Below are 21891 nucleotides of genomic sequence, written 5' to 3' on the forward strand. Positions count from 1 at the left end.
ATCCCCCGCGTGAACCGATTCCTGTCGTCCCTGCTGTTGGCGCTGGCCATCGCCCTGCCGGCCTGCGCCCAGGGGCCTTCGCGCGAGGCGCTGCCGCCACCGGTGGCGGCGGCGCTGGCACGGGCCGAGGTGCCCGCCACCGCCTTCGCCGCCGTGGTGGTGCCGCTGGACGGCCATGAGGCGCGGGTGCGCCACCAGTCGGGGATGCCGGTCAACCCGGCCTCGGTGATGAAGCTGGTGACCAGCTACGCCGCTTTCGACCTGCTGGGCCCCGGCTACACCTGGAGCACGCGCTTCTACACCGACGGCCCGCTGGAGGCCGGTGCGCTGCGCGGCAACCTCTACGTGCGCGGCGGCGGCGACCCCAAGTTCGTGCTCGAGCGCATCCAGGAGGCCTTCGCCGCCCTGCAGGCGCAGGGTGTGCAGCTCATCCTCGGCGACATGGTGCTCGACAGCAGCGCTTTCGACCTGCCGCCCTACGACCCCGGCGCTTTCGATGGCGAGGCCCTGCGCCCCTACAACGCCGGGCCCGACGCGCTGCTGGTGAACTTCAAGTCGGTGGTGCTGGGTTTCATGCCCGACGCCGCGGCGGGCGTGGCGCGCGTGGTCAGCGAGCCGCCGCTGGCGGGCCTGGCCATCGACGCCAGCGTGCCCCTGTCCAACGGCGCCTGCGGCGACTGGCGCGGCGGGCTGCGCGCGCGCTTCGACGACCCCGGCCGCATCGCCTTCCAGGGCCGCTACCCCCTGCGCTGCGGCGAGCAGAAATGGCCCGTGGCCTACCAGGACCCGGCCAGCTTCGCGGCGCGCGCGATGGAGGGCCTGTGGCGCGCCAGCGGCGGCCTGCTCACGGGCCAGGTGCGCGCCGGCCTCACGCCGCTGGACGCCAAGCTGCTGCTCGACGCGCCCTCGCTGCCGCTGACCGACATCCTCACCGACGTGAACCAGTGGAGCAACAACGTGATGGCCCAGCAGGTGTTCCTCACGCTGGGCCAACTGGCGCCGCAGGCCACGGCGCTGCCCGGCAGCGGGCCGCTGCCCTGGAAGCGCAGCGGCTTCGAGCAGGCGCGCACGGTGCTGGGCAACTGGTGGCGCCGCACCTTCGGCGAGCGCGTGCCGGCGCCCGTCATCCAGAACGGCTCGGGCCTGTCGCGCGACGAGCGCATCACGCCCGAGGCCCTGGCCCTGCTGCTGCGCCACGCGGCGCGCCATCCGCAGGCCGACGCCTTCGTCGGCACGCTCTCGCTGGCGGGCGTGACCGGCACGGCGCGCCGCTACGCCGCGGATGAGCGCAGTCCGGTCTACGGCCACGCCTGGCTCAAGACCGGCACGCTGCGCGACGTCACCGGCGTGGCCGGCTATGTGAACGCGGCCAATGGCGTGCGCTACGTGGTGGTGGCCTTTGTGAACCACCCCAACGCGCCGGCGGCGCGCCCGGCGCTGGAGGCGCTGGTGGAGTGGACCGCCCGGCTGGCGGACTGACTGGGCGTTTTTCCCCTCCAAGATCTTGCGCTGACGGTTGGCTTCTCGCCACCACCCGTCCCACCTGCACCCAAGTGCACCACCAGGCATTCCGATCCCCCTGAATTGGGGCAGATGCCAACCCATCACCGAGCGGGGGGCGGTCCGTTGCTTGTCTTGGCTGGCCACACCGTCGGCCCAAGAAGAAGCAGAGGCACGAAGCCCTGCCCTACCCAGACCTTTTGACAAGCGACAGATCGAACGCCGGTCGTTCGATATCAGGCCGCCGCGCGGCTCAAGCGGTCGCGCACGCCGTCCCACTCGGGGCCGTCGGGTGGCGTTTCCACCCAGATCAGGCGCACGCCGGTGGCGTCGAGTTCGCGCAGCACGGCGAACAGCTCGCGCGCGGCGGCTTCGGCGTCGTCGGGCATGCGCCGGCGCGGCGCGCCGCGCGCGGCCTCGATCGGGCTGCGCGCGTACAGGGCGATGTGCCGGGCGTCCTCGCCCAGCACCTGGAAGGCCGCGCGCAGCTGCCTGGCGTCCATCAGCCGCACCTTGGCGCGCGGCGCGTAGTGCGATTCCAGCGTGCCCGAGGCGCGCGGCGCGGCCCCGTCGCGCGCGCGCAGCGGCTGGCCGGCGATGGCCTCCAGCCGCGCCTGCGTGAGCACGCCGGGGCGCAGCAGCACCGGGTGGCCGCGCGTGCAGTCCACGATGGTCGATTCGATGCCCACGGGGCAGGCGCCGCCGTCGAGCACCAGCAGCGCGTCATCGGCCAGCGCGGCGAACTCCTCCATCACGTGCGCGGCGCTGGTGGGGCTGACGCGGCCGAAGCGGTTGGCGCTGGGCGCGGCCACGCCGTGCACGCCATGCGCGGCGGCGGCGCGCAGCACGGCCTGGGCCACGGGGTGCGAGGGGCAGCGCAGGCCGACCGAGTCCTGCCCGCCGGCGGCCACGGCGGCCACCTCGGCGCGGCGTGGCAGGATCAGCGTGAGCGGGCCGGGCCAGAGCGCGGCGATCAGGCGCTCGGCGAAGGCCGGCACCTCGCGCGCGTAGTGGTCGATGGCGGCGCGTGGCGCATCGGCCGCGACGTGCACGATCAGCGGGTGGTCGGCTGGGCGGCCCTTGGCCTCGAAGATGCGCCGCACCGCGCTGGCGTTGTCGGCGTCGGCGGCCAGGCCGTAGACGGTCTCGGTGGGCAGGCCCACCAGGCCGCCGTCGGCCAGGCGCCGCGCGCCCTGTTCGATGGCCTCGGGGCGCGACGCGTCGAGCAGCAGCGGCATGGCGGGCCTAGAGCGGCGGCAGGCCCAGCAGGGCCAGCGCTTTCGCGGCGGTGCCGCGCACCGCGGCCACCGTGGGGCCGGTGATGTTGAGGTGGCCCATCTTGCGGCCCGGGCGGGCGCTGGCCTTGCCGTACAGGTGCAGGTGCGTGCCGGGCAGGGCCAGCACCTCGTCCCAGGGGGGCGTGACGGGCGTGTCGCTGGCCCGCGCGTGCCGCGCGTTCGGGGCGAACCACAGGTCGCCCAGCAGGTTGAGCATGATGGCCGGGCTGTGCTGCACCGGCGCGCGCAGCGGCAGGCCGGCGACCGCGCGCACCTGCGCCTCGAACTGCGAGACGTCGCAGGCGTTCTGCGTGTAGTGGCCGCTGTTGTGCGGGCGCGGCGCCATTTCGTTGACCACCAGGTCCAGGCCGCCGCGGCCGTCGTCGACCAGGAAGTACTCCACGCAGAGCACCCCCACGTAGCCGAGCTGGCGCGCGATGGCCATGGTGGCGGCCTGAGCGCGCCGCGCCAGGGCGGGGTCGATCGCGCCCTCGTAGACCTCGGTGACGGCGAGGATGCCGTCGCGGTGGGTGTTCTTCTGCACCGGGAAGCTGACGCACTGGTCGTCGGCGCCACGCGCCACGATGACCGAGCATTCGGCGCGCAGCGGCATGAGCCGCTCCAGCACGCAGGGCACGCGGCCCAGGCGGTCCCAGGCGGCGGCGAGTTCGGCGCGGTCCTTCACGCGGGCCTGGCCCTTGCCGTCGTAGCCCAGGCGCGCGGTCTTCAGGATGCCGGGCAGCAGCTCGGCCGCCACGGCGGCGAGCTGTTCGGGGGTGTCGATGCTGGCGTGGGGCGCGGGCCGCACGCCGTCGTTGTCGGCCGCGCAGCGCTCGAAATGCGCCTTCTCGGCCGCCCGGTCCTGGGCGATGGCCACGCTGGCCGCGCCGGGCGCCACCGGCCGCAGCGCCGCCAGCGACGCCAGCGCGGGCGCGGGCACGTTCTCGAACTCGGTGGTGATGGCGTCGCTGCACTGGGCCAGCTGTGCCAGTCCCTTCGGGTCGTCGTAGGCGCAGCGGATGTGGTGGTGGCTGATGAGGCCGGCCGGGCTGTCGGCGTCGGGGTCGAGCACGGCGGTGCTGAAGCCCATGGCCTGCGCGGCCTGCACGAACATGCGGCCGAGCTGGCCGCCGCCCATCACGCCCAGCGTGGTGGGGCGGCCCGAGGCGTCGGTGGCGCCGGGAAGCAGGGGGGGCGTTGCGGTCATGCGTGGGGAGGCAGGGTCATGGCCCGCGCGGCCTCGGTCTGTTCGGCGCGGAAGGCCTGCAGTTTCTGTCGCAGGACCGGGTCTTCGCCGGCCAGCATGGCCACCGCGAACAGGGCCGCGTTGGCCGCGCCGGCGGGGCCGATGGCGAAGGTGGCCACGGGCACGCCCTTGGGCATCTGCACGATGCTGTGCAGCGAATCGACCCCACTGAGGTGCTTGCTCGCCACGGGCACGCCCAGCACGGGCACCACGGTCTTGGCGGCCAGCATGCCGGGCAGGTGGGCGGCGCCGCCCGCGCCCGCGATGATGGCCTTGAGGCCGCGCGCCGCGGCGGCCTCGGCGTAGGCGAACATGTCGTCGGGCATGCGGTGGGCCGAGACCACCCGCGCCTCGTGCGCGACACCGAACTGCTGGAGGATCTGCACGGCGTGCTGCATGGTGTCCCAGTCGCTGCTGGAACCCATGACCACGCCCACGGGGATGGGGTTCATGGAATCGGCTTTCGGCCCGCGGGGCCTCCGGTAAAGTCGCGATTTTACGTTTTGCCCCCAATTACCCGAGCGCAGCCATGATCGACGTCACCATCGCCAACTTCGAAGCCGAGGTCATCGAGGCCTCGATGCAGACCCCCGTGCTGGTGGACTTCTGGGCCCCGTGGTGCGGGCCCTGCAAGGTCATCGGCCCCATCCTGGAAAAGCTCGAAACCGAATACGGCGGCCGCTTCAAGCTGGTGAAGGTCGATTCCGACCAGGAGCAGCAGCTCGCCGCGGCCTTCGGCATCCGCAGCATCCCCACCTGCGTGCTGCTCATGAACGGCCAGCCGGTCGACGGTTTCATGGGCGCGCTGCCCGAAGGCCAGGTGCGCGCCTTCCTCGACAAGCACGTGCCCGGCGAGGGCGAGCTCGTGGCCGAGGTCGAGGAAGCCGCCGCGCAGGAGGCGCTGGCCGACGGCGACACCGAGACCGCGCTGGAGCGCCTGCGCCAGGCCGTGCAGGCCGACCCGGAGAACGACGACGCGCGCTTCGACCTGGTGAAGCTGCTGCTGGAGCTGGGCGAGGACGACGAGGCCAAGGTGGCCTTCGCGCCCGTCATCGCCAAGGCCGCGGGTGTGCGCCGGCTCGACTCGCTCAAGCGCTGGATGGACGCGCGCGACGCGCAGGCCGAGGTGGCCGAGCCCGAGGCCCGCATGGCCGCGCTGGACACCGCCATCGCCGCCAACAAGCGCGACTTCGACGCGCGCTTCGCCCGCGCGCAGCTGCTGATGGCCTACGGCCAGTGGACGGCCGCGATGGACGAGCTGCTGGAGATCCTGATGCGCGACAAGTCCTGGAACGACGAGCTCGCGCGCAAGACCTACATCGCGGTGCTCGACGTCATCGAGCCGCCCAAACCCAAGGTGGCCGAGGGCCAGGTGCCGCCGGAGGACCCGACGGTGGCGAGCTACCGGCGGCGCCTGTCGTCCGTCGTGCTGAGCTGAAGCGGGCGCTCACGCGGCGCCGCGGCGCGGGCCGCGCCTCGCAGGCCGCGGCCAGGCCGGCGGCGAAGCCTCAGCCGACGAGGCGCGTGAGCGCCTCGCGGTACTTCTCGGCGGTTTTCTCGATCACCTCGCGCGGCAGGCGCGGCGCGGGCGCGGTCTTGTCCCAGGGCTTGCCGTTGACCTTGGCGCCTTCGAGCCAGTCGCGCAGGTACTGCTTGTCGTAGCTGGGCGGGTTGCTGCCCACGGCGTAGCTCTCGGCCGGCCAGTAGCGCGAGCTGTCGGGCGTCAGCACCTCGTCCATCAGCACCACGCGGCCGGCGGCGTCCAGGCCGAACTCGAACTTGGTGTCCGCGATGATGATGCCCTTTTCGAGCGCGATGGCGGCGGCTGCCCGGTAGAGCCGGATGGCGATGTCGCGGATCTGCGCCGCGACCTCGGCGCCCACCATCTCCACCGTGCGCTCGTAGGTGATGTTCTCGTCGTGCTCGCCCATGGCGGCCTTGGCTGCCGGCGTGTAGATGGGTTCGGGCAGCTGGGAGGCGTTGCGCAGGCCCTCGGGCAGCGGCACGCCGCAGACCGAGCGGCTCTCCTGGTACTCCTTCCAGCCGCTGCCGGCCAGGTAGCCGCGCACCACCGCTTCCACCGGAATGGGCTTGAGGCGCTGCACCAGCATGGACCGGCCCACCACCTGCGCCCGCTCGGCCGGCGTGACCACGCTTTCGGGGTCTTCGCCCGTGAGGTGGATGGGGCAGATGTTGAGGCCCTTGGGGCCCAGGCGGTCGAACCAGAACAGCGACAGCCGGGTGAGCAGTTCCCCCTTGCCGGGAATGGGTTCGCCCATGATCACGTCGAAGGCGCTGATGCGGTCGGACGCCACCATGAGGATGCGGTCGTCGCCAACGGCGTAGTTGTCGCGCACCTTGCCGCGCGCGAGCAGCGGCAGCGACGTGAGGTTGGAGGTGTGCAGGGCGGAGGTCATGGCGCGGTAGGAGTCGAAGGCAAGAAAAAGGCCCGTTGAACGCTCAACGGGCCTTGCGCAGTTCGGCCGGATTATCGCAAGTTGGCGCGACCGCCGGGGCAATGCCCCACCCGGGCCCTCACTTGGCGGCCAGTCCGAGGCGCTCGATCAGGGCCTTGTCCTTGGCGAAGGTCTCGCCGGCCCACTTCTTGTAGTCCTCGCCGCTGCGGTACCACACGGCCTGGTTGAGCTGGGCCAGCACCTCCATGTGCTTTGGCTCGTCCATGGCCTTCTTGAAGGCGTCGTGCAAGGCCTTGACCACGGCCGGGTCCATGCCCTTGGGGCCGGCCAGGCCGTAGGGCGAGGTGGACACCACGCCGTAGCCCAGCTCCTGCGCGGTGGGCACCTCGGGCCATCGCTGGGTGCGCTGCTCGCCGAAGGTGACGAGCAGGCGCATCTGGCCGGCGTCGACGTACTTGTCCCAGCCGCTGGCGTCGCTCTGGGCCATCACGTGGCCGCCGAGCAGGGCGGCCTGCAGGTCGGCGTTGCCCTTGAAGGGCACGTGCACCAGCTTGACCTTGGCGTTGCCGGCCAGCTCTTCCATCAGCAGGTGCGGGCTGCTGCCGGTGCCGGTGGAGCCGTAGTTGATCTCGCCCGGGCGCTGGCGCGCGGCCTCGATGTAGTCCTTGAAAGTTTTGTAGGGCGAGTCGGCCTTGACGGTGAGGCCGAAGGTGTAGCCCGAGACGCCGATGATGTAGGTGAAGTCGTTCAGCGGGTCCCAGCTGGTTTTCTGCATGTGCGGCATGCGCAGCAGGCCCAGCGGGAACTGGGCGATGGTGTAGCCGTCGGGCTTGGCGGTCTGCGCCATGGTGCTGGGGCCCAGGGTGCCGCCGGCGCCGGGGCGGTTCTCCACGGTGATGGCCTGGCCCAGGTGCTTGCTGGCGAGTTCGGCCAGGGTGCGCAGGTGGCGGTCGGTGGAGCCGCCGGCCGGCCAGGGAATGATGAGCGTGATGGGACGGCTGGGGTAGGCCTGCGCCTGGGCCGCGACCCAGGGGGCGGCGCCGGCGCTGGCGGCCACGCCGGCCAGCAGCAGGCTGCGGCGGCGCAGGGTCGGGGCGTGTTCTGTCGGGCGGGTCATCGTCTTGTCTCCTTGCGGGTGGTTTGCCGGATGGCGATGGGTGCCGCGCAGCGCACGGCGCGGGGGATCACGGGGGCGCGGCGGCGTCGCGCGCGGCCTGCTGCTCCTGCAGTTCGCGCCACATCACCTTGCCGCTGCCCGAGCGGGGCAGCGAGGCCACGAATTCGACGATGCGCGGGCTCTTGTAGGCGGCCATGCGGCCGCGCGCCCAGTCGATCAGGTCCTGCTCGCTCACGCGGCCGCGCTGTCCGGGGCGCAGCACCACCAGAGCCTTGACCGTCTCGCCGCGCCGCGCATCGCGCGCGGCGATCACGCAGGCCTCCTGGATGGCGGGGTGGTGGTACATCAGCGCCTCCACCTCGGCGGGCCAGACCTTGTAGCCACTGGCGTTGATCATGCGTTTGAGGCGGTCGGTCATGAAGAAGTAGCCCTCTTCGTCGACGTGACCCAGGTCGCCGGTGCGCAGGAAGCGCTGGCCGCCGATCTCGATGAAGGCCTGCGCCGTGGCCTGCGGCTGGCGCCAGTAGCCCTGCATCACCTGCGGGCCGCGCAGCACGATTTCGCCGGTCTCGCCCACGGGCCGCTCGGCCCCGGTCTCGGGGTCGATCACGCGGGCGTCCACCTCGAACACCGGCAGGCCCAGGCACTGCGGCTTGGGCCGGTGCGGCGGGTTGATGTGGGTGGCGCCCATGGCCTCCGTCATGCCGTAGCCCTCGATGTAGTCGCGGCCGGTGAGGGCCTTGAGCCGTGCGGCCAGGGCGTCGGGCATGGCCGCGCCGCCGCCGCGCACGCAGCCCAGGCGGGAGAGGTCGACGCGCTCCAGGTCCGGCTGGGCAAGGAAATCGATCACCATGGTGGCGATGGCCTGCCACACCGTGACGCCGTAGCGCTGCATGCAGTGCGCGGCGGCCTCGCGGTCCCAGCGCGAGAGCACCACCAGCGTGGCGCCCGCGTACAGCGGCCCGTTGAGGCTGCCCGACAGGCCGGTGACGTGGAAGAAGGGCAGCACCGCGAGGCAGACCGCGTCGGGCGTGGTGCCGAACCAGCGCACGCCGCCCACCAGCGTGGCCATCACGCTGCGGTGGGTGTGCATGCAGCCCTTGGGCAGGCCGGTGGTGCCCGAGGTGTAGGGCATGGCGCAGAGATCGTCGGGGCCGGCGGTGAGCGGGCCCGGCGTGAGCCCGGCCGCCAGCGCGTCGGCCCAGGCGGCGAGGGCGGGATGGTCGCCCAGCGGCTCGCGCGGCGCGCGCACGAAGTCGGGCACGCGCAGTTCGGTGGGCTCGCGCAGGTGGTCGCTGTAGGTGGCGACGAGGACGTGCTGCAGGCCGGTGCCGTCGGCGCTGGCGCCGTCCGCCAGCAGGGGGCGCAGTTGCGGCAGCAGGTCCTGCGCGGCGATGGCCACGCGCGCGCCGCTGTCGTTCACGCAGTGGCGCAGCTCCGCCACGCGGTTCATGGGGTTCACCGGCACCACCACCGCGTTGGCGCGCAGGATGCCGTAGAAGGCCAGCGCCCACTGCGGGCTGTTCTGCAGGCACAGCAGCACGCGGTCGCCGGGCCGCACGCCGCAGCGCTGCTCCAGGAAGGCGGCGATGCGCTCGGCTTCGCGCAGGGCCCGCCCGTAGCTCAGCGGCGTGTCGTAGTAGACGGTGAAGGGCTTGTGCGGGTGGCGCGCGGCCGAGGCCTCCAGGTTGTGGAAGACGTTGGCCTCCGGCGCCGCGAGCGGGCGCGGCAGACCGGGCGGCCAGTGATCGGCGAGCGGGCGCATGAAGCTTTGATATTCCGCTGATCGGAAAAACAATCCGTGTGCGATCAATATGCGGCGCGGTCCACCGGGGCGTCAATGCGATTCAGGGAAATCGAGCCCCCCTGTTCGTGGGTGATGGGCCTTAAATTCCGATCAGCGGAATAAGACGAAAGCCACCGATCCATGGGACGCCAGCGCCACCCCCTTTCGCCCACACCCGACGAGGCCGATCCCTCGCAAGACCGGCGCTTCGTCACCGCGCTCGCGCGCGGCCTGGCCTTGCTGCGCTGCTTCGGCCCGGCCGACCGCTGGCTCGCGCACCAGGCGCTCGCGCGCCGCAGCGGCCTGCCGCAGGCCACGGTGTCGCGCCTCACGTTCACGCTCACCAGCCTGGGCTATCTGCGCCACCGCGCCGCCACCGGCGAGTACGCGCTGAGCCCGGCGGTGCTGTCGCTGGGCTTCAGCGTGCTCTCCAATTTCGAGATCGGGCGCCTGGCGCGGCCCTTCATGGAAACGCTGGCCGAGGACACGCAGGCCGCCATCTCGCTGGGCGTGCGGCACGGCACCTCGGTGGTCTACGTGGCGCATTGCCGCAGCACGGCGCGCCTCATCCTGGGGCTGGACGTGGGCACGCGCCTGCCCTTTGCCGAGACGGCCATGGGCCGCGCGATGTGGTGCGCCTCGGCGCCGGGCATGCGCTCGCTCGTGGCGCAAAGGCTGCGGGCCGAGGACCCGGCGCGCTGGCCCGAACGGGAGGCCGGCCTGCGCCGCGCCGAGGCCGATCACGCGGCGCGCGGCTACGTGGTCTCGGCCTCGGAGTGGGAGCAGGACATCGCCGCCATCGGCGTCGGCGTGGACCTGGGCGATGGTCGCGAGCCCTTGTCGCTCACCGTGGGCGGGCCGGCCGCGCGCCTGAAGGGCGCGCTGCTGCACGAGCACTTCGCGCCGGCGCTGGTGCGCACGGGACGCGAGATCGTGGCGGCGATCCAGGCGGGGGACTGGGAGGACTGATCCGCCGCGCCCAAGAAAAACGCCACCGTCGGCCAGGCCGAGCGGTGGCGTCAGCGCCTCGGGCGCGTTGGGGGATCAGTTCACGACCTGGGCCAGTTCGCCCTTGGCGTACCTGGCGGCCACCACCTGCAGGCTGTCGCCCTTGATCTTGCCGGCCTGGCCTTCGCAGCCGAATTCGATGTAGCGCTGCTTGCAGACCTGCTTGGCGGCCTCGCGCGCGGGCTTGAGCCATTCGCGGGCGTCGAACTTGTCGGGGTTCTCGGCCAGGAACTTGCGCACCGCGCCGGTCATGGCCAGACGGATGTCGGTGTCAATGTTGATCTTGCGCACGCCGAACTGGATGGCCTTCTGGATTTCCTCGACCGGCACGCCGTAGGTTTCCTTCATCTTGCCGCCGTACTGGTTGATCTGGGCCAGCAGCTCCTGCGGCACGCTGGACGAGCCGTGCATCACCAGGTGCGTGTTGGGCAGGCGGCGGTGGATTTCCTTGATGCGCTCGATGGCCAGGATGTCGCCCGTGGGCTTGCGCGTGAACTTGTAGGCGCCGTGGCTGGTGCCGATGGCGATGGCCAGGGCATCGAGCTGGGTCTTCTTGACGAAATCGGCGGCCTGCTCGGGGTCGGTCAGCAGTTGCTCGCGCGTCATGGTGGCGTCGGTGCCGTGGCCGTCTTCCTTGTCGCCCTTCATGGTCTCCAGGCTGCCCAGGCAGCCCAGCTCGCCTTCGACGGTGACGCCCAGCTTGTGGGCCATGTCGACGACCTTGCGGGTCACGTCCACGTTGTAGTCGTAGCTCGCGATGGTCTTGCCATCGGCCTCCAGGCTGCCGTCCATCATCACGGAGGAGAAGCCCAGGTTGATGGCGCCCTGGCAGACGTCGGGGCTCTGGCCGTGGTCCTGGTGCATGACCAGGGGGATGTGCGGGTACATCTCGATCGCGGCCTGGATCAGGTGCTTGATGAAGGGCTCGCCCGCGTACTTGCGTGCGCCGGCGCTGGCCTGAAGGATGACGGGAGCGCCCACTTCGTCGGCGGCCGCCATCACGGCCTGCACCTGTTCGAGGTTGTTCACGTTGAACGCCGGGATGCCGTAGCTGTTGGCGGCGGCGTGGTCGAGCAGTTCGCGCATGGAAACGAGCGCCATGGGATTCCCCTTTATCCGTTGAATCGTTGGTAACCGTGGTGTAACCCGCCATTTTAGCTTTCGGGTCCTGCCAGGCCGTGTCGTCACCAATGGTCACAACCCCATGGGGAACTGTGGGCGTGCAAAGCCACACGTTCAGGCTTTTGCAGAAGAAAGGAACCGCCATGGCACGCCGCCCCCTGATCGCGACGCTGACGTCCGCCGCCCTGCTGGCGCCGGCGCTCACTCAGGCCCAGGTCACGCTCAAACCCGACGGCCAGTGGCGCTACCTGCTGAGCGCGGGCGCCAACTTCTCCTCCGGCAACAACGACGCCGCGACCCTGAACCTGGCCGCCGAGGGCGCGCGCCAGACCAGCATGGACAAGTGGACCTGGGACGCCAAGGCCGACCGCGCCCGCAGCAACGGCGTGGACACCGTGGAGCGCTATGGCCTGCGCACCCAGTACAACCGCGACTTCTCCATCGACTGGTTCGGCTTCGGCTCGGGCGAGCTGATGCGCGACCGGCTGGCGAACATCTCGAGGCGCTACTCGCTGGCCACGGGTGTGGGCCGCCACATCTGGAGCGACGCCTCCGGCTTCTTCGACATCTCGGGCGGCCTGGGCTACAGCTACGACCGCTACATCACGCCCACCGTGATCGCCGACGAATTGCGGGGGGCCTACGGCCGCCTGGAGCTGGTGCTGTCGGAGGAGTCCAGCCACAAGCTCACCGACACCACCAGCTTCCGCCAGAAGTTCTCGGTCTTTCCGGACCTGCGCGATTCGGGCAAGTTCCGCGCTGTGCTGGACCTGGGCCTGACGGTGGCGATGACGCAGCGCGTGAACCTGACCGCGGGCCTGAACCACCGCTACGACAGCGACCCCGGCACCAACCTCAAGAAAGCCGACACCATGTTCGTGACCGGCGTGTCGATGCGGTTCGACTGAGCGCCGGGGCTCGGGCTCAGCCCGCGCGGCAGATCTTCAGCGTGTTCGTGCCGCCGGGCTGGCCCATGGGCTCGCCCACGGTGATCGCGTAGACGTCGCCGGCCTGCACGATGCCGCGCTTCTTCAGGTGCGCCTCGGCGTCGGCCAGGGCGTTGTCGCGGTCCACGTTGGTTTCCATCAGCAGCGGGCGCACGTTGCGGTAGAGCGTCATGCGCCGCTGGGTGGTGAGGTTGGGCGTCATCGCGTAGATGGGGGTGCGCACGATGTGCCGGCTCATCCACAGCGCGGTGGAGCCCGAGTCGGTGAGCGCCACGATGGCCTTGGCGCCCAGGTGGTGCGCGGTGAACAGCGCGCCCATGGCGATGCTGTGGTCGATGCGCGTGAAGGTCTTGCCCTGGAAATCGGCGCCGAGCTCGTGCAGGTCGGCCTTCTCGGCCTCCAGGCAGATGGCGGCCATCTCCTGCACGGTCTCCAGCGGGAACTTGCCGGCGGCGGTCTCGGCGCTGAGCATCACCGCGTCGGTGCCGTCGAGCACGGCGTTGGCCACGTCGCTCACCTCGGCGCGCGTGGGCACGGGGTTGACGATCATGCTTTCCATCATCTGCGTGGCGGTGATGACAACCTTGTCCATCTCGCGCGCCAGCCGGATCATGTGCTTCTGCAGCGCCGGCACGGCGGCGTTGCCCACCTCCACCGCCAGGTCGCCGCGCGCGACCATGATGCCGTCCGAGGCCTTGAGAATGTTGGCGAGTTCGGGGATGGCCTCGGCGCGCTCGATCTTGGCGATCAGACCCGGCTTGTGGCCGCCGCCGGCCACCGCGCAGAGCTGGCGCGCGAGCTCCATATCGGTGGCGTTCTTGGGAAAGCTCACCGCCACGTAGTCGGCCTTCAGGCCCATGGCGGTCTTGATGTCGTCCATGTCCTTGGCGGTGAGCGCGGGAGCGGTGAGGCCGCCGCCCTGCTTGTTGATGCCCTTGTTGTTGGACAGCTCGCCGCCGAGCTTGACGGTGGTGTGCACGGCCGGGCCCTGCACGGCGTTGACGGTGAGCACGATCAGGCCGTCGTTGAGCAGCAGGGTGTCGCCGGGCTTCACGTCGCGCGGCAGCTCCTTGTAGTCCAGGCCCACGCCCTGTTCGTCGCCGGGTTCGGTGCGCTCGGCGTCCAGCACGAACTTCTCGCCCGGCACCAGCTGCACCTTGCCCTGGGCGAACTTGCCGACGCGGATCTTGGGGCCCTGCAGGTCGGCCATGATGCCCACCTCGCGGCCGGCGCGCTGCGCGGCCTCGCGCACCAGCGCGGCGCGGTCGATGTGGTCCTGCGCCTTGCCGTGCGAGAAGTTCAGCCGCACCACGTTGACGCCGGCGCGAATCATGGCCTCGAGCAGGGCCGGATCGCTGGAGGCAGGGCCGAGGGTGGCAACGATCTTGGTGGCGCGCGTAGCCATGGGGTGCAGTCTCCTGAAAGGGCCGGAACACCGGCGGGCATGTAATTTGGTTTCATTATCCCTGAAGAAATTTCCGCGTGGTTACAAGCGCGGAACGGCCGGGTGCTCCTTGTAGGACAGTGCCGACACGCCGAACCGCCACCGTCCTGCGCGGCGTGGGCCGCGGCGTCCCTACAGTGGCGCTGGCGATCGATCGGGGGCGCGCCGCGCGGCAGCCCCGACGTCCAAGGAGGACCCATGCGCCACGCCGCCCTTGCCATCCTGGCCTACCTCAGTACCGTCGTCATCGCGGTGGCGGCCAGCCTGGCGCATCCCCCGTCCGATGGGGAGCGCCATTTCGTGAAGGCGGTGGCCGAACTCGGCACCGCGGCGGCCAGCGCGCTCAACTGGCGCTGACGCCTCCCTTCGAACCGGCGGCGCGGCGCCGCTTCACTCCGATACCGCCGGCTCGGCCGCGGGCGCTGCCGGCAAGCGTGCCTCGATCAGGGTGCCCTGGCCCGGGGCGCTGGTGATGCGCAGCTGCCCCGCGTGCGACTCCACGCGCACGTTCATGCCCAGCAGGCCGTGGTGGCCGGCGGGCACGTCCTCGATGTCGAAGCCGCGCCCGTCGTCGCGCACCGAGAGGTGCACGGCGTCGCCGCTCTGCGCGAGCCTCACCCACACCTCGCGCGCCTGGGCGTACTTCTGCACGTTGGTGAGGGACTCCTGCACCAGCCGGTAGGCTGTGAGCTCGGTGTCCTTGCAGAGCGTCACCGGCGAGAACTCGGTGTGCACGGGGATGCCCAGCCGGCCGGCGGCCTCCTGGCACAGCATCTCCAGCGCGGGGATCAGGCCCAGTTGGTCGAGCGAGGACGGGCGCAGGTGCTCGATGATGCGCCGCTTGACCGCGATGCTCTCGTTGACGCGCTGTTCGAGGCCGGCCAGGCGCTCTTTCGCCGTCTCGGGCAGGTCGGGCACGCGGCGCAGGCGCGCCAGCTCCAGCTTCATCGCCGTGAGCAGGCCGCCCATTTCGTCGTGCAGCTCGCGCGCCACGCGCCCGCGCTCGTCCTCGCGCGCGTTCACGTGGTGGCCGGCCAGGTGGCGCAGCGCGCTGGTGCGCACGGCGACCTGCTTGGCCAGGCGCTCGTTCTCCTCGGCCTTGCGCTGGTCGGACTCGCGGATCTGTCGCATGAACAGGCTCAGCGCCAGCAGCGAGACCAGCACCAGCCCATGCAGCGCCACGCGGTTGACGAGCAGGGCGTCGTGCAGCGAGATGCGCGCGCGGGCCTGCACCGCGCCGGCGCGCTCCAGCACGCCGTCGAACTCCTGGCGCAGGTCGGCGTAGAGCTGGCGGCCATGGTCGCCGCTGGCCAGCACCTGGGCCTGCGTGTTCTGGCCCTTCTCGGTCATCTCCACCCACAGCGCCAGCATCGCGTTGCGCTCCACCACGCGCTCGCGCACCTTGTCGATCGAAGCCTTGCGTTGCGGGTCGAGCGCGATCAGCCATTCGAAGGCGCCGGGCCGAGCGACGGCCATGTCCTGCATGGCCGTGCGGTAGTTGGCCAGGTCGCCTTCGTTGCCGCTGGCGATGAAGGCGCGCGCCGCGGTCTCGGCGTCGGTGAGCGCCTGCAGCGTGCGCGCGGCCTGCATGCGGGCGTCGGTGAGGGCGATGCCCTGTCGCAGCGTGTTGTTCGAGTGCTGGTAGCTGCTCTCGTTGATGGCCATGACCACGATGGCCAGGGCCACGATGAGCGGCATGACCCAGCGGGTGCGGGCGACGCGTTCGATCGACGACTTGATCATGCGGGTGGGTCCTCGGGCATGGCGGTGGGCTCGGTGGGGCGTGCGCGCCCGGGCAATCGGACCTCGACGTGTGTGCCGTCGCCCGGTGCGCTGCGCACGGTGAAGGTGCCGCCCAGCGACTCGATGCGGTGGCGCAGGTTGCGCAGGCCCAGGGCCGAGGTGGAGCCGCCGCGCTCGGCGAAACCGCGCCCATTGTCGGCCACGGACAGCGCGATGGCGCCGTCCTCGCCGCTCAGGCGCAGCACCACCCGGCTGGCGCCGGCGTGGCGCTCCACGTTGGACAGCGCGCCCTGGGCCACGGCGAACAGCGCCTGCCGCGTCGAGGCGTCGAGCTCCAGCGGCTGCAGATCGCGTTCGACCGCCATGCCGGTGCGCTGGTGCAGCTCGTCCGCGCGCTGCTCCAGCGCGGCCTGCAGGCCCAGGTTCTGCAGCGCCGAGGGCATCAGGCCTTCCATCAGGCGCCGCTTGGTTTCGATGCCCTGGTCGAGCGTGGCGCTCAGGTGCTGCAGGCGCGCGCTCACGTCGGCGCTGGGCGCGGACAGGGCGTGGCGCAGGCGGGTCAGGTCGAGCTTGGCCGTGGTGAGCAGCGCGCCCAGGTCATCGTGCAGGGCGCGCGCCAGGCCGCCGCGTTCGCCCTCGCGCATTTCCTGCAGGCCCAGGTTGAGCAGGGCCAGCTCCTCGGTGCGCTGGCGCACCTGCTGCTCGAAGGCGTCGCGCTCCGCCCGCAGCTGGGCCGCGTGCGTCACCTGGCTGGCCTGCAGGGCCGCGTTGTTGCGCAGGAAAAAGATGTAGGCCAGCAGGCTCAGCAGCGCCAGGCCGTGCACGCTGAGGCGGCCCACCTCCAGCGTGCGGTAGATGGCGGCGCGCTCGCCCGCGATGCGGCGCTCTTCGGTGGCCAGCAGCACGTCGGCCACGCGGCGCACCGCCTCCATCTTCTCGCGCCCGATGTCCGTGAGCACCAACCCCTGCCAGGCAGCGTGCGAGCCGGCGTCGTACAGGGCGATGGTCTCGGCCGCCTCGGACACCTTCTGCAGCGACTTTTCCTCCAGCGTGTCCACCAGCCGCGCAAGCTCGGGGTCGGTGCGGTAGTGCTCATGCAGGCGGCCGATGGCGTTGCCGAGGTCGGCGCGCGCGGCCTGGTAGGGCCGCAGGTACGCGGCGCGGCCGGTGAGCAGGTAGCCGCGCTGCGCGGACTCGATGTCGAGCAGGCGGCGCATCACGGTTTGCAGGGCGTTGCGCGCGGTGTCGCGCCCGCCCAGGTTGACCAGGGAGTCGAGCGCGCGCTGGTAGGTCCATTCGGCGCCAGCGAACACGCCCACGGCCAGCAGCACGGCCAGGGCCACGCTCAGCGGCATGTGCCACCGGGCGGCGCGCCAGTGGGCGCGGCGCCAAGGGCGGGGGCGGGGGGTCGGCATGACCGCCGCGCCTCAGTGCAGGTCGCCCGGGGCGGTGGCGGTGCCGTCGGAGATGCGCTCGCAGTAGCTGATCAGGTCCTCAAGCTCGCAGGACTTGTCGAACACGCGATCGGCCCCGAGCTGGGCGCAGCGCTTGCGGATGTCGGGCGTGGCGTAGTTGGTGAGCACCACCCGCCGCCCGGGCAGGCCGGCGTCTTGCGCGGCCTTGAGCACGCCCAGGCCGGAGCCGGTGAGCAGGAAGATGTCCACGATCATGAGGTCGAAGCGATCGCCTTCGGTCTCACCCGTGCCGCCGGCCCCGGTGAGCCAGTTCACCGCCTCCGTCTCGTTGCGGGCATGGCCCACGACCTCGACATTGGCCAGTTCCTGGAGCGTGGACACCAGGTTGTCGTAGATGACCTTGTTGTCCTCGACGATGAAAGTGCGAAGCGGTGACACGGGGCAGGCGGAAACGTTGGGCGGGCGAAGGTCCCGCGAAAAGGGAACGGGCGCGCGGGCACAGCCATGATGCCGTGTTCGCGCGCCCCCCGGGCTTCCTGTCCGCTGATGGTGTTGTAGGAGGTTTCCTACAGGGGCCGGCGGGGAGGCGCCGGGGGGCGCGCCCCGCTCAGCGCACCACGATGTCGTTGCGCACCGACTTCACCCCCGGCGTGTTGCCGGCCAGGCGGGCCGCGGCGCTGCGCTCGGCCTCGGACTTGGCGAAGCCCGAGAGCTGTACCGTGCCGTTCAGGGTCTCGACGTTGAGCGACATCGCGCTCACCGCCGGGTCCTCGGCGAAACGCGCCTTCACGCGGGTGGTGATGGTGGCGTCGTCGATGTAGGCGCCCACGGTCTGCTGGTCGCGCGCGACCGAGCAGCCGCTGACCTGGATCAGCGCCAGGCCGGCCGCGGCGGCGAACACGGCGGTGGTGAGTCGGGTGGCAATCATGGACATCTCCTGGTGGGGTGGGTGATCAGCTGGCCTGGACGGTCAGGCGGTTCTCGACCTTCACCACGCCCTGCACGGCCTGGGCCAGCGTGGTGGCGCGGTCGCGGGCCGCGGCGGTGGGCGCCGTGCCTTTCAGTTCGACCTGCCCGTTGGTGGTGTCGACGTCGATCGCGAGCGCGCTCAGCTGATCGTCGGCGGCCAGCGCGGCGTTCACCTTGGCGGTGATGGCGGCGTCGGAGGCATCGCGGGCGATGGTGTCGGTGGCTTCCTTGCCGGCCGCCTGCATGTCCTGGCCCGCCTGGCGGGCGTCATCGCGCATCTCGCGGCCGGCTTGCTGGATTTCGTTCACGGCGCTGTCCATGCGTTGGCCGACGGTGGCGTCTTCGCGTTCTCCGCAGGCCACCAGCGCCAGGGAGGCGAGGGCGGCGGCGGCAAGGGCGGTGTAGCGGGTGCTGGGTTTCATGGTGATTCCTTTCGGGGGCCGGCGCCGAAGGCCGGCCGGGAGGGTGAATGGGGTCGGGGCTGGCGGCCGCTCAGTGCGGGCGGCGCGTGCCGCTGCCGGGGGGGTCGAACCAGTCGTCGCTCACGGTGCGCTCCCACGCGGCCACCTGGCGCTCGGCCTCGTCTTTGGCGCAGCCATAGCGCTCCTGGATCTTGCCGGCGAGCTGTTCGCGGCGGCCGGCGACGACGTCGAGGTCGTCGTCGGTGAGCTTGCCCCACTGCTCGAGCATCTTGCCCTTGACCTGTTTCCAGTTGCCTTCGATGCGATCCCAGTTCATGTGTTGGCTCCTTGAGGGTTGCGGGTTGCGTAGCGCCATCCGGGGGGATGGCGTCGGCCGTTGCGCGCTGCGCCAGCCGTGAAGCCACTGTAGGAAGCCGGGGCCGCGCGCGCTGTCGGGCGGATCGCCGCGCGGCTGTAGGACGGCGCCGATGCGCGCGCCCCGCTTGTAGGAAGCGTCCGACCCCGGGCGCGCGGCGGGCCTGCTAAATTGCAGCGCTCCGCTTCATCCATGAAAGACACATGATCAAGGTAGGCATCGTCGACGACCACGCCATCGTGCGCTCCGGCTTGCGGCAGTTCCTCGGCGAACACGTGGACCTGAAAGTGACGGGCGAGGCGAACAACGGCCGCGAGGCCCTGGAGCTGGCGCGCGGCGGCGAGGTGGACGTCCTGCTGATGGACATCTCCATGCCCGACCACAGCGGCGTGGACGCGCTGCAGGCCATCAAGGCGCGCTTTCCCGATCTGCCGGTGCTCATCCTCAGCGGCTTTCCCGAGGCGCAGTACGCCACCACGCTGCTGCGCTACGGCGCCAGCGGCTACCTCAACAAGGAATGCGAGCCGGAGGAGATCGTCAACGCCATCCGCCTGGTGGCGCGCGGGCGGCGCTACATCAGCCCCTCGGTGGCCGAGCTGCTGGCCGACAACGCGGTCGGCGACGCCGAGCGCCTGCCGCACGAGCTGCTGTCCGAGCGCGAGCTGCAGGTCTTCCTGCGCCTGGCCAAAGGCGAGACCGTGGGCAGCATGGCCGAGTCCATGTTCCTGAGCGTCAAGACCGTGAGCACCTACCGCACGCGTGTGCTGGAGAAGCTCAAGCTCGCCAGCAACAGCGAGCTCACGTACTACGCGCTGAAGAACGGCCTGATCCAGTAGGCGGCCGCCGCCGGCTCACAGCCAGCGCTCCAGCAGCCGCCCCACGCCCTCCATCAGCCGACCGCCCAGGCCGCGCCGTTCCCAGGCCTCCAGCGTCACGGCGCGTGAGGCCTGGCGGTCGCGCTCGAACAGCGCGTTCATCTGGCCGCCGAACTCCTCGCCCAGCACGATCACGTTGAGTTCGTTGTTGGCGACGAAGCTGATCCAGTCCAGGTTGCTGGAGCCCACCGTGGAGAACACGCCGTCGATCACGGCCGTCTTGGCGTGCATCACGGCCTGGTCCATCTCGAAGATGCGCACGCCGGCCTGCAGCAGCTGCGTGTAGTACGACCTCCCTGCGTGCAGCACCAGGGAGGAGTCGCTGCGGCCCGGCAGCACCAGCTCCACCGACACCCCGCGCCGCGCGGCGTCGCACAGCGCCTGCACGAACACCTCGCCGGGCGCGAAGTAGGCCATCGAGATGTGCACCTCCACCTGCGCCGCGTCGATCGCCGCGACCAGCGCCGTGTAGATGCGGTTGCCGTCGTCGCGCGGGTCGCTGGCCAGGACCTTCACCACGCGTTCGCCGGGCTCGGCGGCGAGCGGCTTGTCGGGCGGCTCACCGAGCCCGCCCGGGCAGCCCTGCTCGCGCCAGGTGGTCTCGAACACCTTCGCCAGCGCCGGCACCACGGGGCCGCGCAGCTCGATCTGGGTGTCGCGCCAGCCATCGTCGATGGGCGAGGCCCCGGCCGGGGGCGCCGAGCGGCGCCACGAGGCCGATCCCGAGCCGTACACCCGGCTGATGTTGATGCCCCCCGTGAACGCCACCTGCTGGTCCACCACCAGCAGCTTGCGGTGGTCGCGGTGCGTGATGCCCCAGTAGCCGGGCCGGCGCACCGGGTTGATGGGGTTGAACTCGCACACGGCGACCCCCCCGTCCTTGAGCCGCTGGAAGAACGCCACCGGCGTGGTGATGGAGCCCACCGCGTCGTAGATCACCGCCACCTTCACGCCGTCGGCGGCGCGGCGCAACAGCAGATCGGCCACCTCGGCGGCCACGCCCTGGTCCTCGAAGATGTAGCTCTCCAGCAGGATGCGCCCGCGCGCCTGGGCGATCGCCGCCTTCATGGCGCCGAAGGTGGCCGGGCCGTCCACCAGCAGCCGGGTGCGGTTGCCCCGGTACAGGTCGGCGTCGCCCGATTGCGTGAGCGTGCGCAGGTGGTGGCGCAGCAGTTCGTGGCGGCCTTCCTGGCTCAGCTCGCGCAGGGTCTGGCGTTTCTCTTCCTTCGACAGCACGCCGTCGGCCCCGCGCACGGTGACCAGGCCGGGGCCGCCGCCGGCCTGGGCCAGCTGCGGCTCGCGCGGCGGCAGGCTGGTGCAGCCCGCCAGCAGGTACAGCGTGAGCGCGCACAGCCAGGCCCAGGCGAACCACCAGCGGGCGGGGGGCAGGGGGCGGGGCGGGTCGAGGTCCTCGTGGCGCATGGTGTTGGCGGCGCAGTGGGGTCGCCCGCAGTGTGCGGCGCGGCCCCGCGCGGCGCCGTCGGCGTGCGCGACGGGTCGGCGTCGGACGGCACCGACACGGCGCCCGTCCGTCGGTGGGGTCCTACAGGTCGATGCGGTGCGCACTTGCAGCGCGCGGGTCGGCGAATGCCTAGAGTGAAGCCATCACAACGGTGGTCGTTGTGAATGCAACGCCGGGGTCGCGGCAGCGGCCTCGCAGAGGAGCCAGACATGCTGCATTACGCCGTGGTTTTCTTCGTCATTGCCTTGATCGCTGCCGTGCTGGGTTTTGGTGGCATCGCCGCCAGCGCGGCCGGCATCGCCAAGATCCTTTTCGTCATCTTCCTCGTGCTGGCGCTCGGCTCCATGCTGCTGGGCCTGTTCCGGGGCCGGTAGAGACGTATCGAACAGCGGTACCGATTGTCTCCAGCGTTTGAACCGGTTCCAAGAACCGGTTCTTTTTTGGCACTCGCTCCGTGGTGCGCTCCTCCGGGGGCGCGCGTCGGCCTTCATAATATGAAAAAACGCAATTAAAACTTGAACATCATGCTCATTTGAGTATGATGAGCCGTTCCACCCCATCATCAACCCGCGTGCACCCCGTGCCACGGTGTGGGGGGAGCCCCGGCGGTGCCGGGCGCCCTTGGGCGATTCGCTTCCCGCATGGCCGGCTCCGCCGGCCGCCCGCCTCGGACGTGCACCGGCCGATCGACGTCTTCTCCCCGCTGTTTCCAGGTTCTGTCCGGCGCTGCCCGGTCCGACCGCCGTTACCGAAGCACCGCCTTGGCGCCGACCGGCCATCCGAACA

The 21891-nt window shown here is 71.2% G+C and carries 22 protein-coding genes; 7 read left to right on the top strand and 15 right to left on the bottom strand.

All coding sequences use genetic code 11. The annotated features are described in order from the left end of the window. Positions 1–9: 9 nt before the first annotated feature. Complete coding sequence (gene dacB / locus BHU06_RS12325) at positions 10–1479, top strand: D-alanyl-D-alanine carboxypeptidase/D-alanyl-D-alanine-endopeptidase (protein ID WP_254668163.1); 1470 nt, start codon at positions 10–12, stop codon at positions 1477–1479. A gap of 257 nt (positions 1480–1736) precedes the next feature. On the opposite strand, the gene BHU06_RS12330 is transcribed toward dacB, so the two are convergent. From BHU06_RS12330 to purE, 3 genes are read right to left on the bottom strand one after another with little or no spacing between them, the layout of a single operon-like run. Then, a complete protein-coding gene (locus BHU06_RS12330; RefSeq protein ID WP_070399560.1) occupies positions 1737–2732 on the bottom strand; it encodes an L-threonylcarbamoyladenylate synthase in 996 nt (331 codons plus the stop codon). 13 nt (positions 2733–2745) lie between these two features. After that, positions 2746–3984: a 5-(carboxyamino)imidazole ribonucleotide synthase gene (locus BHU06_RS12335; protein WP_070399473.1), complete on the bottom strand. Its 1239-nt coding sequence runs from the start codon at positions 3982–3984 to the stop codon at positions 2746–2748. Next, the gene (gene purE, locus BHU06_RS12340) at positions 3981–4475 is read right to left on the bottom strand and encodes a 5-(carboxyamino)imidazole ribonucleotide mutase (RefSeq protein WP_070399474.1); all 495 of its coding nucleotides are present in this window, start codon (positions 4473–4475) and stop codon (positions 3981–3983) included. The genes BHU06_RS12335 and purE overlap by 4 nt, the downstream gene beginning before the upstream one ends. Before the next feature lie 77 nt (positions 4476–4552). Between purE and trxA the strand changes: the two genes are divergently transcribed. Continuing rightward, on the top strand, positions 4553–5461 hold the full coding sequence (trxA, locus tag BHU06_RS12345) for a thioredoxin (RefSeq protein ID WP_070399475.1): 909 nt from the start codon (positions 4553–4555) through the stop codon (positions 5459–5461). A 70-nt stretch (positions 5462–5531) separates the two neighbouring features. Here the strand turns inward: trxA and BHU06_RS12350 are convergent, their stop codons facing one another. The 3 genes from BHU06_RS12350 to BHU06_RS12360 form a co-directional block, all read right to left on the bottom strand. Then, on the bottom strand, positions 5532–6440 hold the full coding sequence (locus BHU06_RS12350; protein WP_070399476.1) for a phosphoribosylaminoimidazolesuccinocarboxamide synthase: 909 nt from the start codon (positions 6438–6440) through the stop codon (positions 5532–5534). A gap of 118 nt (positions 6441–6558) precedes the next feature. Next, positions 6559–7557 (bottom strand): tripartite tricarboxylate transporter substrate binding protein, encoded by a 999-nt coding sequence (locus BHU06_RS12355; RefSeq protein ID WP_070399477.1) that lies wholly within the window; start codon positions 7555–7557, stop codon positions 6559–6561. Positions 7558–7624: 67 nt separating this feature from the next. Next, positions 7625–9322: a long-chain fatty acid--CoA ligase gene (locus tag BHU06_RS12360; protein ID WP_070399478.1), complete on the bottom strand. Its 1698-nt coding sequence runs from the start codon at positions 9320–9322 to the stop codon at positions 7625–7627. Between the two features lie 162 nt (positions 9323–9484). On the opposite strand from BHU06_RS12360, the gene BHU06_RS12365 reads away from it, so the two are divergent. Beyond that, entirely contained in the window at positions 9485–10312 is an 828-nt protein-coding gene (locus BHU06_RS12365; RefSeq protein WP_070399479.1) for an IclR family transcriptional regulator, read from the top strand. 75 nt (positions 10313–10387) lie between these two features. On the opposite strand, the gene fba is transcribed toward BHU06_RS12365, so the two are convergent. Beyond that, positions 10388–11452 (bottom strand): class II fructose-bisphosphate aldolase, encoded by a 1065-nt coding sequence (gene fba, locus BHU06_RS12370; protein ID WP_070399480.1) that lies wholly within the window; start codon positions 11450–11452, stop codon positions 10388–10390. Positions 11453–11616: 164 nt separating this feature from the next. On the opposite strand from fba, the gene BHU06_RS12375 reads away from it, so the two are divergent. After that, positions 11617–12381: a YdiY family protein gene (locus BHU06_RS12375; protein ID WP_070399481.1), complete on the top strand. Its 765-nt coding sequence runs from the start codon at positions 11617–11619 to the stop codon at positions 12379–12381. A 16-nt stretch (positions 12382–12397) separates the two neighbouring features. On the opposite strand, the gene pyk is transcribed toward BHU06_RS12375, so the two are convergent. Further along, the gene (gene pyk / locus BHU06_RS12380; protein ID WP_070399482.1) at positions 12398–13825 is read right to left on the bottom strand and encodes a pyruvate kinase; all 1428 of its coding nucleotides are present in this window, start codon (positions 13823–13825) and stop codon (positions 12398–12400) included. Positions 13826–14062: 237 nt separating this feature from the next. On the opposite strand from pyk, the gene BHU06_RS22820 reads away from it, so the two are divergent. Then, positions 14063–14221: a hypothetical protein gene (locus BHU06_RS22820; protein ID WP_175442847.1), complete on the top strand. Its 159-nt coding sequence runs from the start codon at positions 14063–14065 to the stop codon at positions 14219–14221. Between the two features lie 33 nt (positions 14222–14254). Here BHU06_RS22820 and BHU06_RS12385 read toward each other — a convergent pair whose 3' ends face one another. The 6 genes from BHU06_RS12385 to BHU06_RS12410 form a co-directional block, all read right to left on the bottom strand. Then, positions 14255–15607 (bottom strand): ATP-binding protein, encoded by a 1353-nt coding sequence (locus BHU06_RS12385; protein ID WP_070399483.1) that lies wholly within the window; start codon positions 15605–15607, stop codon positions 14255–14257. Next, positions 15604–17022 carry a CHASE3 domain-containing protein gene (locus BHU06_RS12390; RefSeq protein ID WP_083293199.1) on the bottom strand — a complete coding sequence of 473 codons (1419 nt, stop codon included), beginning with the start codon at positions 17020–17022 and terminating at the stop codon, positions 15604–15606. The genes BHU06_RS12385 and BHU06_RS12390 overlap by 4 nt, the downstream gene beginning before the upstream one ends. A gap of 12 nt (positions 17023–17034) precedes the next feature. Continuing rightward, a complete protein-coding gene (locus BHU06_RS12395) occupies positions 17035–17460 on the bottom strand; it encodes a response regulator (RefSeq protein ID WP_070399485.1) in 426 nt (141 codons plus the stop codon). A gap of 169 nt (positions 17461–17629) precedes the next feature. Beyond that, complete coding sequence (locus tag BHU06_RS12400; RefSeq protein ID WP_070399486.1) at positions 17630–17950, bottom strand: BON domain-containing protein; 321 nt, start codon at positions 17948–17950, stop codon at positions 17630–17632. Positions 17951–17975: 25 nt separating this feature from the next. Beyond that, a complete protein-coding gene (locus BHU06_RS12405; RefSeq protein WP_070399487.1) occupies positions 17976–18413 on the bottom strand; it encodes a BON domain-containing protein in 438 nt (145 codons plus the stop codon). A gap of 70 nt (positions 18414–18483) precedes the next feature. Then, on the bottom strand, positions 18484–18729 hold the full coding sequence (locus BHU06_RS12410) for a CsbD family protein (protein ID WP_070399488.1): 246 nt from the start codon (positions 18727–18729) through the stop codon (positions 18484–18486). Positions 18730–18971: 242 nt separating this feature from the next. Between BHU06_RS12410 and BHU06_RS12415 the strand changes: the two genes are divergently transcribed. Next, complete coding sequence (locus tag BHU06_RS12415) at positions 18972–19604, top strand: response regulator transcription factor (protein WP_070399489.1); 633 nt, start codon at positions 18972–18974, stop codon at positions 19602–19604. 15 nt (positions 19605–19619) lie between these two features. Here the strand turns inward: BHU06_RS12415 and BHU06_RS12420 are convergent, their stop codons facing one another. Beyond that, positions 19620–21065 (bottom strand): phosphatidylserine/phosphatidylglycerophosphate/cardiolipin synthase family protein, encoded by a 1446-nt coding sequence (locus BHU06_RS12420; RefSeq protein ID WP_070399490.1) that lies wholly within the window; start codon positions 21063–21065, stop codon positions 19620–19622. 249 nt (positions 21066–21314) lie between these two features. Between BHU06_RS12420 and BHU06_RS12425 the strand changes: the two genes are divergently transcribed. After that, positions 21315–21479 (top strand): DUF1328 domain-containing protein, encoded by a 165-nt coding sequence (locus BHU06_RS12425; protein WP_009515886.1) that lies wholly within the window; start codon positions 21315–21317, stop codon positions 21477–21479. Positions 21480–21891: the final 412 nt, after the last annotated feature.

Origin of the sequence: Hydrogenophaga sp. PML113, assembly GCF_001777155.1 — a bacterium.
Taxonomy (GTDB): Bacteria; Pseudomonadota; Gammaproteobacteria; order Burkholderiales; family Burkholderiaceae_C; genus Hydrogenophaga; species Hydrogenophaga borbori.

What these genes read in the sequence shown, in the direction of transcription:
- BHU06_RS12335 (WP_070399473.1), bottom strand. Translation starts at nt 3,984, where the DNA reads ATGACCGCAACGCCCCCCCTGCTTCCCGGCGCCACCGACGCCTCGGGC.
- purE (WP_070399474.1), bottom strand. Translation starts at nt 4,475, where the DNA reads ATGAACCCCATCCCCGTGGGCGTGGTCATGGGTTCCAGCAGCGACTGG.
- trxA (WP_070399475.1), top strand. Translation starts at nt 4,553, where the DNA reads ATGATCGACGTCACCATCGCCAACTTCGAAGCCGAGGTCATCGAGGCC.
- BHU06_RS12350 (WP_070399476.1), bottom strand. Translation starts at nt 6,440, where the DNA reads ATGACCTCCGCCCTGCACACCTCCAACCTCACGTCGCTGCCGCTGCTC.
- BHU06_RS12355 (WP_070399477.1), bottom strand. Translation starts at nt 7,557, where the DNA reads ATGACCCGCCCGACAGAACACGCCCCGACCCTGCGCCGCCGCAGCCTG.
- BHU06_RS12360 (WP_070399478.1), bottom strand. Translation starts at nt 9,322, where the DNA reads ATGCGCCCGCTCGCCGATCACTGGCCGCCCGGTCTGCCGCGCCCGCTC.
- BHU06_RS12365 (WP_070399479.1), top strand. Translation starts at nt 9,485, where the DNA reads ATGGGACGCCAGCGCCACCCCCTTTCGCCCACACCCGACGAGGCCGAT.
- fba (WP_070399480.1), bottom strand. Translation starts at nt 11,452, where the DNA reads ATGGCGCTCGTTTCCATGCGCGAACTGCTCGACCACGCCGCCGCCAAC.
- BHU06_RS12375 (WP_070399481.1), top strand. Translation starts at nt 11,617, where the DNA reads ATGGCACGCCGCCCCCTGATCGCGACGCTGACGTCCGCCGCCCTGCTG.
- pyk (WP_070399482.1), bottom strand. Translation starts at nt 13,825, where the DNA reads ATGGCTACGCGCGCCACCAAGATCGTTGCCACCCTCGGCCCTGCCTCC.
- BHU06_RS22820 (WP_175442847.1), top strand. Translation starts at nt 14,063, where the DNA reads ATGCGCCACGCCGCCCTTGCCATCCTGGCCTACCTCAGTACCGTCGTC.
- BHU06_RS12385 (WP_070399483.1), bottom strand. Translation starts at nt 15,607, where the DNA reads ATGATCAAGTCGTCGATCGAACGCGTCGCCCGCACCCGCTGGGTCATG.
- BHU06_RS12390 (WP_083293199.1), bottom strand. Translation starts at nt 17,022, where the DNA reads ATGCCGACCCCCCGCCCCCGCCCTTGGCGCCGCGCCCACTGGCGCGCC.
- BHU06_RS12400 (WP_070399486.1), bottom strand. Translation starts at nt 17,950, where the DNA reads ATGATTGCCACCCGACTCACCACCGCCGTGTTCGCCGCCGCGGCCGGC.
- BHU06_RS12405 (WP_070399487.1), bottom strand. Translation starts at nt 18,413, where the DNA reads ATGAAACCCAGCACCCGCTACACCGCCCTTGCCGCCGCCGCCCTCGCC.
- BHU06_RS12410 (WP_070399488.1), bottom strand. Translation starts at nt 18,729, where the DNA reads ATGAACTGGGATCGCATCGAAGGCAACTGGAAACAGGTCAAGGGCAAG.
- BHU06_RS12415 (WP_070399489.1), top strand. Translation starts at nt 18,972, where the DNA reads ATGATCAAGGTAGGCATCGTCGACGACCACGCCATCGTGCGCTCCGGC.
- BHU06_RS12420 (WP_070399490.1), bottom strand. Translation starts at nt 21,065, where the DNA reads ATGCGCCACGAGGACCTCGACCCGCCCCGCCCCCTGCCCCCCGCCCGC.
- BHU06_RS12425 (WP_009515886.1), top strand. Translation starts at nt 21,315, where the DNA reads ATGCTGCATTACGCCGTGGTTTTCTTCGTCATTGCCTTGATCGCTGCC.